Origin of the sequence: Hyalangium sp. (genome assembly GCF_035629615.1) — a bacterium.
In the GTDB taxonomy this organism is placed as follows: domain Bacteria; phylum Myxococcota; class Myxococcia; order Myxococcales; family Myxococcaceae; genus Hyalangium.
The window spans coordinates 1-11,063 of record NZ_DASPHO010000627.1 but is presented as its reverse complement, the minus strand read 5'-3'; the positions used below and the strand labels follow the sequence as shown (position 1 = coordinate 11,063).

Below are 11,063 nucleotides of genomic sequence, written 5' to 3'. Positions count from 1 at the left end.
CCAGTACACGCGGCCTCCCGTCTTCCGGGGCGCCGAGGTGCCCGCGGTGCTCCAGTCCGGAGATCACGCCCGGATTGCCCGGTGGCGGCGCTGGAAGGCCCTGGTGCTCACCCGGGAGCGCCGGCCGGATCTCTTTGCCCGCCTGGAGCTCGGGCCAGCGGACCAGAAGCTGCTGGGCAAGCGGGAGGAAGAGCTGTAGCGCTCGGGTTGGACGGGGATGGGGCAGGGGTGGAAAAACACCGGGCGATCTGCGGACTTGTCCGACCCTCCCGTCTCTGCTACTAGGCCCCCCTCTTACTGGTCATTCGCACCACATTGGATTTCTGGAGTCAGTCATGCGTCACAGCGCCATCGAGTACGTCGAGGCCAAGAACCTCCGCAAGGAGTTGGTCGACTTCCGGACTGGTGACTCGGTTCGGGTTCATTGGAAGGTGAAGGAGGGCGAGAAGGAGCGCGTCCAGGCGTTCGAGGGCATCGTCATCCGCAAGAAGAAGGGCAACAACCGCTCCAGCTTCACCGTGCGCAAGGTGTCCTTCGGCGTCGGCGTGGAGCGCATCTTCCCGCTGCACAGCCCCCGCTACGAGAAGATCGAGGTCCTCTCTCGCGGCAACGTGAACCGCAACCGCCTGTTCTACCTCCGCAACCTCAAGGGCAAGGCGTCCCGCGTGGACACGCACGACGAGCACGCTCCGGCCCCCGTGGCCAAGAAGAGCTAGCTCCCCGGGTCCCCCTGAGGGGGCGACCTTCCGGGTGTCCGAGGTACCGAGAGAGGAGTGTCCGTTCGCGGACGCTCCTTTTTTCGTTGGTGCGGTAGGATGGGGGCGCGCATGCACTTCCTCGAGGTCGCCGTCCAGAACGTCCGGGGTTTCTCGGCTCAGGGCCGCTTCCAGCTCAAGCCGAGCTTCCTCGTCCTCAAGCCCCCCGCTGCCGAGATCACCCCGCTGGCGGGGCTGGCCCTGGCGCTCCTGTACTCCGATGGGCGTGGCGAAGATGCCAGCTTCTCGGCGCAGGGAGAGAAGCGCGGCAAGGCCGCCTTTACCATGCTGGGCATGGACAACCTCACGTACCGGCTGCTGCGGGAGCTGGGCGGCTCGGGGACGCTGCACAAGCAGACGGCGGCGGGCCAGCCGCCGGAGCTGCTGTCCAATGAGTCAGCGGAGATCGGCCAGTTCCTTCGCTCGCAGGTGGGGCTGCCGTCGCGCAACGCCTGGGAGCAGGTGTTCTGCCTGATGCCGAGCCACCTGCCCTCGCGCCGTCCGAGGGTGAGGACCTCGAAGCCGGATCTGAAGCGGCCCTCGCTGCCGGGCGTGGCGAGCAGCCCGGGCATGCATGGGCTGGCGAGCAACCCGTCCATGCCGGCCCTGGCCAGCACCCAGGCGGTGGCCCCCGCGGAGGACATCCCCGCGGCAGAGGCCAAGCTCAAGGATCTGGAGCTGGAGCTGGTGAAGTCGCGCGAGGTGGAGGAGGTCCAGTTCAAGCTGGATGGGCTCAACTCGCAGCTCTTCGAGGTGGAGCGGAAGCTGAAGAGCACCGACGGCGTGAAGGTGGCCATCCGGGACGCGGAGGCCGCGTGGAACGCAGCGCCCACGCCCGAATCGCTCGGGCTGCCGGCCGATATCCTGACGCGGGTGGAGCGCTACACGAAGGTGGTGGCCCGGCGGGACGATGCGCTGAACCGGCTGGCCACGGAGCGCGAGCAGGATGCGGCGGCGGCTCCAGCCACGGTGGAGCCCCTGAAGAAGAACCGCCTCTTCTGGGTGGGGCTCGGCGCGGGCACGCTGTTCCTGCTGGCGGGCATCGTCCTGGGCATGGTGGTGGACTCGAACTGGCGGTACCTGACGCTGCTGGACATCCCCGCCTTCGGGTGGGCGGCGATGCTGGCGCTGCGGTACGTGGACGATCTGTCGAAGACCACGACCGTCCGCAACAAGGAGGGCATGTTCTCCGCCCGCGAGAAGAAGATCCTCGAGGAGTTCGAGGCCGAGGCCGCGCCCGTACGCAAGGCCATGAAGCTGCTCGAGGTGGAGAGCCACGAGGACATCCCGGGTGTGTTCGAGCGCAAGGGCCTGCTGGAGCAGCGGCTCAACGAGCTGCGCGATCAGCTCGCGGCCATGGAGGCCGATCCGGACTTCGTGGCCGCGGGGGAGCAGCGCGACTCGGTCAAGGCCCAGATTGAGGAGCTCAGCGGCGAGGTGGGGAAGAAGGGCTCCTTCGTGCGGGATCTGCGCGAGGTGGAGCGGGATCTCTCACGGACGAAGGAGTCCATCGCGCTGGCGAAGGCGGGGACGCCCGCGCCCGCGGCGCCTGGAGCCGCTCCTGGGGAGCCTGCCGTGGCCTCGGGGCCGATGGAGGATCCCTCGCCGGTGGTGATGATGCTGGCGGCGGATCTGCTGTCCACGGACATCACCTCGCTGGGAGGGATGCTTCGGGATCGCTGCACGCAGTACCTGAGCGCTCTGACGGACCGGCGCTACCTGGGCGTCGAGTGGGACAAGGACGGCCGGGCCTCGGTGTTCGTGCCGGGTCAGCAGCTGCTGGTGGGGGAGATCCCGCCGCGGGACCTGGACATGTACTACCTGGCGCTGCGGATGGTGTTGGTGGAGAAGGTGTGCACGCGGGTGAAGTACCCGTTCATCCTGGAGCACCCGTTCGCCGGCATGGACGAGGTGAAGCTGCCGCTGATCGGGCGGATGCTGAAGCACCTGGGCACGCTGACGCAGGTGCTGCTCGTGACGACGCACCCGGGCCTGGCGCAGATGGCTGACGGCTCGGTCAACCTCTGAGCCTCGAGGCAGCGGCGTCAGTAGCCGCGGTAGCGGCGGCCCGCCTGCTGGCGCTGCTGCATGGCCTCGTCCAGCGCGCGGCGATCCTCCAGCAGGTAGTGCTGTGGGATCAGCTGCTGGTGCACCAGCTTGCCGAGCGGCGTCAGTGAGAAGGTGCCCAGCAGCCGGTTCTCTTCGCCCAGGCCCAGCTCCGCCCACCGCTCCAACTGCTGGCGGTGGTGGGCCATCGTCTCCGCGCCGTACTTCTTCGCCCGGGACCGAACCCGCGTGAACGGGCTGTAGAGCAGATCGAACGTCACATCCCGCGTCGCTCGCTGGGAGTCATCCAGCGTCCGCCAGTACGCGATGCCCAGCCCGCCTTTCTCCACCGCCGCACAGTAGTCCAGCACGTCCCGGTGGTTCAGGAACGTGGCCCGGTCTCCGATCGAGAAGCTGGAGTTTCCCAGCCCGTGGTACAGCACCTCGCCGTACGCTGGGTTCACCCGCAGCTTCGCCAGCTCCAGCAGCTCTCGCCGCATGTGCCGGGGCGACCGGTAGAACCGTGCGCCCAGCTCCTTCCAACCCAGCCGCGTGAAGAGGGCTCTTGCCTGCGCGTCGCTGTGCGCCGTCTGCACGAACGAGGGCACCGCGCCGGGCTTGCCGTACGTGCCGCTGCGCGGATCGTCGTGGTACGGGTAGATGAAGACGCTGTCCACCGCGCCGCTCGTCGCCAGCCGCTCGATCTCGGCGAGCGTCTTCTGCCATGACTCGGGCGTCTGCCGCTCCAGCCCGGTCATGATGTCGATGTTGATGAACTCGAACCCGGCCTGCCGGGCCCGCTCGATCGCATCCAGGGCGACGTGCACGTCCTCCTTCTGGTGGTGGAAGGCATAGAGCTCCGGATCCAGCGTCTGCACACCCAGGTTGATGCGCCGGAAGCCCGCCTGCACCAGCGCCCGGAGCTTGTCGTCCGAGGCGGTGACGGGCTTCGCCTCCACCGTGCTCATCGAGGTGCGTGGCGGGCCGAAGTGAAACACCAGGCTCTGGAGGAACCGCTCGAGCAGGTGCACCGGCAAGGCCGTGGGAGTTCCTCCCCCCAGAAAGTACAGCGCGGGCTTCAGCCGAGGCGTTAGCTCGCGCACACGCCGCATCTCCAGCGACAGCGCCCCCACGTACCGCGCCATCAGCTCGTCGTTGTGCTTCGTCAGCAGCTCATAGTGGAAGCAGTAGCGGCAGCGGTACTTGCAGAAGCCGAAGTGGAAGTAGTAGCCCGCCGCGCTGAACGAGCCCACCGCGTCCCGCAGGTACTCCTCGTCGCTCGGGGTGCGCCGGTATCCCTCCCGCTTCTCCATCTGGACCGCCGGCGGATAGGTGAGCTGGTAGTCGTGCATCTCCGGCCTCGGCCGCAGCACCGGCTCCTTGTCCCAGAGCCGCTCCAGCCGCGCCCCGAGCTCGCTCTCGGTCGCCGTGTTCACGTCCAGGGACTCGTCGAACCTGAAGACCTTCATCCGATCCATGGGAAGCGTCTCCCCCTTGCCAGCTCGTCCACCGTGCGCTGCATGGATGATCGCACACGGGCATCAATCGCGTCGATGTCCCCACCCGCCGCTGAGATCGGCGGTAGCACCCGCACGCTGATCTTCGCCGGCAGCGGCACGTAACCTGGCAGTGGGCCCAGCCACAGCCCCCACGGCAGGCTCCAGGAGAGCGGAAAAGCCTTCAGCCGGAAGCGCCGATCGAGCCCGAGCCGCTCCGCGAGCGACACCCCGTCCCAGAGGACCACCAGGGCTTCATGGGCCCCCACGGACACCACGGGCACGATCGGGACGCCCGCCTCACGTGCCAGCTCGACGTAGCCCTTGCGGCCAGCGAAGACGATCTCGTTCCTCCGGAAGAAGCTCCGGCACGCGTCGTGGTCGCCTCCGGGGTACACCTGCACGGCGAACCCACGGCGAAGCGCCTCGGCTGCAATCTCCCGGCGAGCCCGCACCGCGCCGAGCTTCGCCAGAGCGCTCGCGAGCCGCCGCGGGTACGCGTCGAACATCCCATCATGGGCGAGCGTCACCATCGGCGGCTTGCGCCCAGACGTGTGGTAGGTGCCCACCCACAGCAGCGTGTCCGGAATCAGCACCGCCCCGCTGTGGTTGCCGACGCCGACGAAGGGGCCCTCGGGCAGGTTCTCCATCCCCTGGATGTCCGCCCGGAACCAGGTGCGGAGGGCCCGCATGATCCAGCCGGCATGGCGCCGCTGGAACTCCGGATCGCAGGCCGCCAGATCGCCAGGCCTCACTTCCACCGGGAGACGATCCTCTCGAGATCGAAGCCGTAGAACCCGCTCGCGGGCCAGTCGGGCATCGTGCAGCAGAACTCGGAGAAGCCCACGAGCGAGGCGAACCGCGGATCGACATCCAAGGGATCCGGGTACTCGAACCGCTCGGCGGCCTCCGCCAGCCGGATGAGGCCCTCGTGGTAGCCGGGCCACCCCACCAGCTTGCGAAGGTAGGGCGCCCAGAGCGTCTTCCCCTCGACAACCTTTGACGCCTCCTCGCGCAGCAGCGCCAGGCCGTCCGGGTGGGACTGCAAGAGCTGCAGGTCGTAACCCAGGAACGCGTCCTCGTGGTACACGCTGAGCACGTGCCGCACGATGGACTCCGGGCGCTGGGTGATGCCCGTGTCCGTGATGAGCTGGCGCGGGTTGTAGAGGATCTGCAGCGGGACTCGGATGGGCACCTGGCCCATCAGCGTGCTCCGGCTGCGCTCGCGCTCCCGATCGCTCTCGCTCAAGGTGACGGGCAGCATCGCCAGCCAGCCCACCTTGAGCTGCCAGGGCGTCGGCAGCCGATCGATGTAGCCATGCTTCACGAAGAAGCCGATCCGATCCTGGATGGATTGCTCGGTGTCCATCACGCCGCCTTCAGCGGTGCAATCCGCGTCTCGAGTCCGACCTGCGCGAGGCGGAGGTTCAGATCCTCGATCAGCTGCCCACAGACGGCCTCGCCATCGATGCCGATGCCGTACACCAGGTCTGGATCCCGGGCCTGCTCGAGCACCCACTCACCCCAGAGTGAGACCTTCTCCTCGAGCTGGTGGCGCTCCGGGCCCTCGAGCCGTGGAATGCGCTGGCGCAGGTAATGAAGCCCGAAGGCGATGTGCCGGCTCTCGTCTCGCCCCAGCAGCCGCGGCATCCACTCGCCCATCACGGTCTTCAACGCTCGGAGCGGGCCGTCGAGCTCTTCTCCGGCCTCGATCGAGTTCACCACGCGTGATGCCTCCTGGAACAAAGAGTGCGCGATGCTCTCGATCAGGATCTGCATCCCGAGCACCAGTGCCTCGGGTGTCTCGGCCTCCTGCACCTCGCGCATGAGCCGCTGGACCGAGGGCCGCACGCGCCCCTCGCAGCCGAGGAGACCGATGACCCGCTCGAAGAAGGCGACGTGACGGGCCTCGTCCGTCCGCTGAGTCACGACGAACGCACGCGCGGCCCCCTCGGGCAGGAGCTCGATGAGGCGCGTCGCCGCGAGCTGAGCGGTCCGCTCCCCCCACTGGAGCTGAGCGAAGCCATCGGCCGCGGTCTGCCGGAACGGCTCCGGGAGCGAGGACACGTCGAGGGTGTGCCAGCCAAGCTCCTCGAGCTTCCACTGATCGCGCGCCGCCAACTCGCACAGGCGCTCGAAGTAGGGCTCGGAAGCGGAGTCCAGGGAGAGGTCCGTACCAGGCAAGGCCCGCGCGGTCGTCTTGAGCTCTGCTCCCTTCATCGCGCAGCACTATGCCACGGTTCATCCCTGCATCACGGGTCGGGACCATCTCGGTGGGCAACTGTTCGGAAATGTCGGGGGTTTTGAGCGTAAAAAGTCCCGACATTTCCGAACTGTTGGCCATGGGGAATGCCCCACCCCCAGGCATGAAAGGGGCTTTCCTTCTAGGACGCTGCTCGCTCCTTGGGGACCGAGCCTGCAGCGGGCGCGCGGATCGTCTGCACGGCGGCCTCAGCGGCGGCTCGGAACGACTCGGCATAGCGCTCGGGCGAGAGCAGCGCTTCGGGCAACAGATCCTGGTAAGGCCCCAGCTGGGTCTTCACCTCGTCCATGAAGGACGTGGGCGGTGCCTCGCGCTCGCCTTCGTAGAACGTGCGCAGCTCCCGGTCGCTCTCCAGCCGGGCGCGGGTGCGCTTGTGGAAGGCGATGAAGCCTCTCCCTTCATCGACGCTGCGGCCAAAGTTTACCAGCTTCCCCCAGCCACCGGGCGTCACGCGCGTGCGGCGGAGGACGGCCCGCCACGAATAGGCGAAGGAGTAGAGATCGATGAGGCGATCGTAGAGCTCGACGGGGGAATAGTGCAGGGGCCGCACGTTGCCAAAACAGTTGGTGTCGAGCAGCGAGAACGGCATGGCCAGGGTCCGCCCCGCGGCATGCAGCTCCCGGCTAAGCGGCGCGTTGTAGAAGTTCGTCGCCAGGAAGTAGGTCGGATAGATGCCTGGCGAGAGCTCCACGAGCCGCTTCGTCAGCTCCCAGGGGAGTTCTCCCCGATCGCTGTCCAGGCCGATGATCATGTTCGTCTGGATGTGCTGCACCTGGGCCTGGACGACGTTCAAGGTCTCGGCGACGTGCCGGACCTTGGCTTCTCCCAAGAGCCGCGCGCGCCCGGACTTGTCGGAGAAGTCGAACCACGACTCGACGCCGGGGCCCAGCACTCCAAACCGAGCCCGGCCCAGGCGGCGGGCGTTCGGCGCGCTCATCAGGGACAGGCTCATGCTGGCGCAGTGCACCAGGCGCGTCCCAGAGGACTCGATGGCTCCCAGGTACTCGTCGAACCGGACACCGAAGTTCGGGTCATGCCAGCCGACCAGCGTATCGGCGCCCCAGCGGCGCTCGATGTGGCGCAGATCCTCGATGAGTGGCTCCACGGGCATGCCCCGCCACCTCACAGGTGCGTCGACGCAGAAGCTGCACGTGTAAGGACAGCCCAGGCTGCCGAGCATCGGCACCATCCGGAAGACGCTCGTGCCTTTCTGGAGACAGTGGTCGATGAACCGCGAGCGCTGGGCGACACCCGGCAGTGCCGTGGGCCCCTCCGCGGCGCACAGCACGAGGCCCCGTGCCTGCCGTTCGGGAGCCTGGAGGAGGTCCGCGATCAGCTCGCGGTTCGTGGTCTGGCAGATGTAGTCGAAGTGATCACGGGCGTGCTCCGCAAAGGACTGGGCGTGAGGACCTCCCAGCACCGTCACCGCGCCGCTTGCGCGCAGGTGGTGGGAGAGCGCGTACGCGACGAACGAGGCCCGGCTGAACGCGGAGATGAACACGACGTCCAAACCTTCGGGCAGGAGGTGGCGGAGATCCTCCTGCGCTGTCCAGACGGCATAGTGTACCTCGCAGCCAAGCTCCTCCGCCCACACTGCCACCGCCTGAGGCATCACCGAGGCCGTCTCCGGCGCGATGATGCGGCGGCGCAGGAGCGGGGTGGTGACCGAGTGCGCCAGGAGCTCCACGACGCCGACCTTGAGGCAGTTCACCACTCCTCCATGGGGCTGCCCGAACGGGTCGCGGGCCGCGAGCCCTCAAAATACCGTAACCTGGAGGCGTGAGGCACGACCTGGTACGAGCCCATGGCTCGGATCCGATCTCCTATTCAACGCTGCAGCCGGGGCTCGCCTATTTCGAGACCTCGTTCGGCTATGTCGCGTTCCAGCGCGCCTTCGGGTTCGAGCTCACGCTCGGCCCTCCGGTGTGCGCGGCCAACGATCAGGCGGAGATGGTCCAGCGCTTCCTCCGCCACAGCCGGCGTCCGCTCTTCTTCTACGTCCCCCGGGACGTCGCGGAGCTCGTGAAGGGGCTCGGCGGCGGCCGGTTCCGGGTCAGCGGGATGGGGGTGGACAAGGTGCTGACGCTCGACAACCCTACTGCGGAGGTTCACACGAGAGTGAGGGGAGCACTCAAGAAGGCCGAGCGCGGTGGCTTCGACGTGGTCGAGGTGCATCCGTCACGGCTGACTGGCGAGGAACGAGCGCGGCTCGAAGCCATCACCCGGAGCTACCTTCAAAGGAGCGCGGTGCCGGTCGAGATGCACTTCCTCAACCGCCCGCTCACGTTCGATGACGACGGGCTCACACGGATGTTCGTGCTCAGGCAGGGCGCCGAGGCTCGCGTCTTCGGCTACGTGGTGCTCGACCCGTACTTCAACGGCGGCCGCATCCAGGGCTACCTGCTGAACCTCATCCGCTTCGAGCGGACACGGCTGTGGGGTGTGTACTACTCGGCCGTCGCGATGCTCTCCGCACGCCTGAGAGGGGAGGGTGTCCAGCAGCTCTCGCTGGGGTTCTGCCCGCTGGTGGACGTGGACACCGAGGGCTGCTCGCCCGTGCTGGCGCGCCAGGTGCGGTGGATGGAGCGTCAGCTCTCGGGCATCGAGTACCTCACCCGGCTCCGTGAGCTGAAGGAGGCCTTCCCAGGGCTGACGCCGCAGCGCTACTTCGTGACGCCCTCTCCGTGGGCCGTGACGACGCTGCTCGCACTCTTGCGCGCCTGCCGGGTGCCCTTCAGGGAGATCCTCCGCCGCAGCTTCTCCAGCCAGTCCCCGCCAGTGGCGTGAGCGGGTGGGCGGGACTGTGCCCTGGATCGAGGGGACTACCAGTAACGGCGCGGAGGCGGGGCGGGAGGAGGTGGCGGTGCAGGCACGGGCTCGAGCATGCCGAGCAGCAGCAGACGCTCGACGGCCGCTTTGACTTCCTTCGCGGTGGTCCCGCAGCCATCGAGGTTGCGCACCGCCTCTGGGACTGTCCTGGCCCCTTCACTGAACTCCACCAGGAAGAGCCCATCCTCGGAGCTGAGTCCCAGGGGGCCCCCCCATGCAGCCCGGGCCGCGTCGAACTGGGCGCGCCCCGTGCCTTCCTTGGCCCCCTCGATCATGAGCGCATAGGCCGCCGCGGCCTCGCTGCCCTTGGGAGAGAGCCGGAACTTCTGCGCACGCCCAAAGCGAACCTTCTCTGATGTCTCGTCACTCATGCTGCACTCCCGATGGTCGGTCGCCCCATCCGTTTGAGCCAGCTCACGTGGCTCTTCAAGGCCGCGCCCACGCTCTCATTCGCGCGGTAGCGTACCCCGTGCTCCCGACAGGTCTCCTCGACGATCCGCGCGAGCGCTGGGTAGTGCAGGTGGCACACGCGCGGGAACAGGTGGTGCTCCACCTGGAAGTTGAGCCCGCCGAGATACCAGCTGACCAGCGGGTTCCCCCGGGCGAAGTCGACCGTCGCCTCCACCTGATGCGCCGCCCAGTCGCGCGGAAAGGTGTGGCTGCCTTCCGGCAGATCCGTGAACTCGGCCTCCTGCACGCAGTGCGCGAGCTGGAACACCGTCGAGAGCGTCAGCCCGAGCACGAACGCGGTCATCACATAGCCCAGCGCCACCAACCAGATGGGATGGAAGAGCGCTGGCACCACGAGCGCCCAGCTGTAGAACAGGAGCTTGCCGACGAGGATCCCGGTCAGCTTCCACTTGCTCGGGCGCGGCATCTTCTGCTGGCCAATCCGGCCGTTGATCAGATCCTTGAAGTCATCGATGAAGTGCCACTTCAGCGGCAGGAGCCCGTAGAGCACCCAGATGTAGGCGTGCTGGAAGCGGTGGCCTGCGCGCAGCCGTTGGCTCGGGGCAAGCCGGCACAAGGGCTGGATGTCGATGTCTTCATCCAGCCCGACCACGTTGGGGTGGCTGTGGTGGAAGATGTTGTGCTTCCAGCTCCACACGAAGGAGGAGCCGCCCACGATATCCAGGGACCACCCGAGCAGCCGGTTGATCATCCGCCGCTCCGAGTAGCTGCCGTGGTTCGCGTCATGCTGGATGCTGAAGCCGATCCCGGCCATGGCCAGCCCGAGCGACGCGCACCCGCCGACCAGGCCCCACAGGCTGGTCGCCCCAAAGACGAGCCAGACATAGGAGGCCACCCACCAACCGAGGATGAGCGCCGTCTTCAGGTACATGCCTGGCAGATCGCGTGGGGAGCGCCCGCTCGTTTGCAAGTACTGCTCGACCCGCGCCTTCAGGCTCTGGTGGAACAGCCCTGCCTCCAGGAACCTGGCTTTCGTTGCTTGCGACACCGTTCACCCGCTCTCACTCCATCCGCTGCCACCGCTGAAGCCTGGCCTTGCGAGGGAGAATCCCCTTGCGGCCTGCTCGGTGTGCCGCAGTCTTTCGTTCGTAACACAGATTTGAACACCTGGGAGACGGCGTGCTGGAGACAACGCGGGTTGTTGAGGGCCATCACGCTCCTCTGGGGGGAGGGAGAGCAGGTAGGGGAGGGAGCTTGGCGGAG

10 protein-coding genes and 1 pseudogene are annotated in these 11,063 nt (G+C 67.5%); 4 read left to right on the top strand and 7 right to left on the bottom strand.

Features of this window, described 5'->3' with window-relative positions; all coding sequences use genetic code 11:
* From VD972_RS32120 to VD972_RS32110, 3 genes and pseudogenes are all read left to right on the top strand, one after another.
* Positions 1-199: pseudogene (locus VD972_RS32120) on the top strand (tRNA (guanosine(37)-N1)-methyltransferase TrmD); the annotation flags it as partial.
* A 136-nt stretch (positions 200-335) separates the two neighbouring features.
* A complete protein-coding gene (gene rplS, locus VD972_RS32115; RefSeq protein ID WP_324992605.1) occupies positions 336-716 on the top strand; it encodes a 50S ribosomal protein L19 in 381 nt (126 codons plus the stop codon).
* A gap of 111 nt (positions 717-827) precedes the next feature.
* Complete coding sequence (locus VD972_RS32110; RefSeq protein WP_324992604.1) at positions 828-2,783, top strand: chromosome segregation protein SMC; 1,956 nt, start codon at positions 828-830, stop codon at positions 2,781-2,783.
* 17 nt (positions 2,784-2,800) lie between these two features.
* Here the strand turns inward: VD972_RS32110 and VD972_RS32105 are convergent, their stop codons facing one another.
* The 5 genes from VD972_RS32105 to VD972_RS32085 form a co-directional block, all read right to left on the bottom strand.
* Entirely contained in the window at positions 2,801-4,279 is a 1,479-nt protein-coding gene (locus tag VD972_RS32105) for a radical SAM protein (protein WP_324992603.1), read from the bottom strand.
* Positions 4,267-5,058, bottom strand: a complete 792-nt coding sequence (locus VD972_RS32100; RefSeq protein ID WP_324992602.1) for a lysophospholipid acyltransferase family protein — start codon at positions 5,056-5,058, stop codon at positions 4,267-4,269. Before VD972_RS32100 ends, VD972_RS32105 begins: the two co-directional genes overlap by 13 nt.
* Positions 5,049-5,666 (bottom strand): hypothetical protein, encoded by a 618-nt coding sequence (locus VD972_RS32095; protein WP_324992601.1) that lies wholly within the window; start codon positions 5,664-5,666, stop codon positions 5,049-5,051. Before VD972_RS32095 ends, VD972_RS32100 begins: the two co-directional genes overlap by 10 nt.
* Positions 5,666-6,517: a hypothetical protein gene (locus tag VD972_RS32090; protein ID WP_324992600.1), complete on the bottom strand. Its 852-nt coding sequence runs from the start codon at positions 6,515-6,517 to the stop codon at positions 5,666-5,668. Before VD972_RS32090 ends, VD972_RS32095 begins: the two co-directional genes overlap by 1 nt.
* Positions 6,518-6,681: 164 nt before the next feature.
* The gene (locus tag VD972_RS32085) at positions 6,682-8,271 is read right to left on the bottom strand and encodes a hypothetical protein (protein WP_324992599.1); all 1,590 of its coding nucleotides are present in this window, start codon (positions 8,269-8,271) and stop codon (positions 6,682-6,684) included.
* 68 nt (positions 8,272-8,339) lie between these two features.
* Between VD972_RS32085 and VD972_RS32080 the strand changes: the two genes are divergently transcribed.
* Positions 8,340-9,347: a phosphatidylglycerol lysyltransferase domain-containing protein gene (locus VD972_RS32080; protein WP_324992598.1), complete on the top strand. Its 1,008-nt coding sequence runs from the start codon at positions 8,340-8,342 to the stop codon at positions 9,345-9,347.
* Between the two features lie 35 nt (positions 9,348-9,382).
* On the opposite strand, the gene VD972_RS32075 is transcribed toward VD972_RS32080, so the two are convergent.
* Together VD972_RS32075 and VD972_RS32070 are read right to left on the bottom strand one after the other, a co-directional pair.
* The gene (locus VD972_RS32075) at positions 9,383-9,760 is read right to left on the bottom strand and encodes a hypothetical protein (RefSeq protein ID WP_324992597.1); all 378 of its coding nucleotides are present in this window, start codon (positions 9,758-9,760) and stop codon (positions 9,383-9,385) included.
* Positions 9,757-10,848 (bottom strand): acyl-CoA desaturase, encoded by a 1,092-nt coding sequence (locus VD972_RS32070; RefSeq protein WP_324992596.1) that lies wholly within the window; start codon positions 10,846-10,848, stop codon positions 9,757-9,759. The genes VD972_RS32075 and VD972_RS32070 overlap by 4 nt, the downstream gene beginning before the upstream one ends.
* Positions 10,849-11,063 lie beyond the last annotated feature (215 nt).

Coding starts and splice junctions, on each gene's coding strand:
- rplS (WP_324992605.1), top strand. CDS start 336: ATGCGTCACAGCGCCATCGAGTACGTCGAGGCCAAGAACCTCCGCAAG.
- VD972_RS32110 (WP_324992604.1), top strand. CDS start 828: ATGCACTTCCTCGAGGTCGCCGTCCAGAACGTCCGGGGTTTCTCGGCT.
- VD972_RS32105 (WP_324992603.1), bottom strand. CDS start 4,279: ATGGATCGGATGAAGGTCTTCAGGTTCGACGAGTCCCTGGACGTGAAC.
- VD972_RS32095 (WP_324992601.1), bottom strand. CDS start 5,666: ATGGACACCGAGCAATCCATCCAGGATCGGATCGGCTTCTTCGTGAAG.
- VD972_RS32090 (WP_324992600.1), bottom strand. CDS start 6,517: ATGAAGGGAGCAGAGCTCAAGACGACCGCGCGGGCCTTGCCTGGTACG.
- VD972_RS32075 (WP_324992597.1), bottom strand. CDS start 9,760: ATGAGTGACGAGACATCAGAGAAGGTTCGCTTTGGGCGTGCGCAGAAG.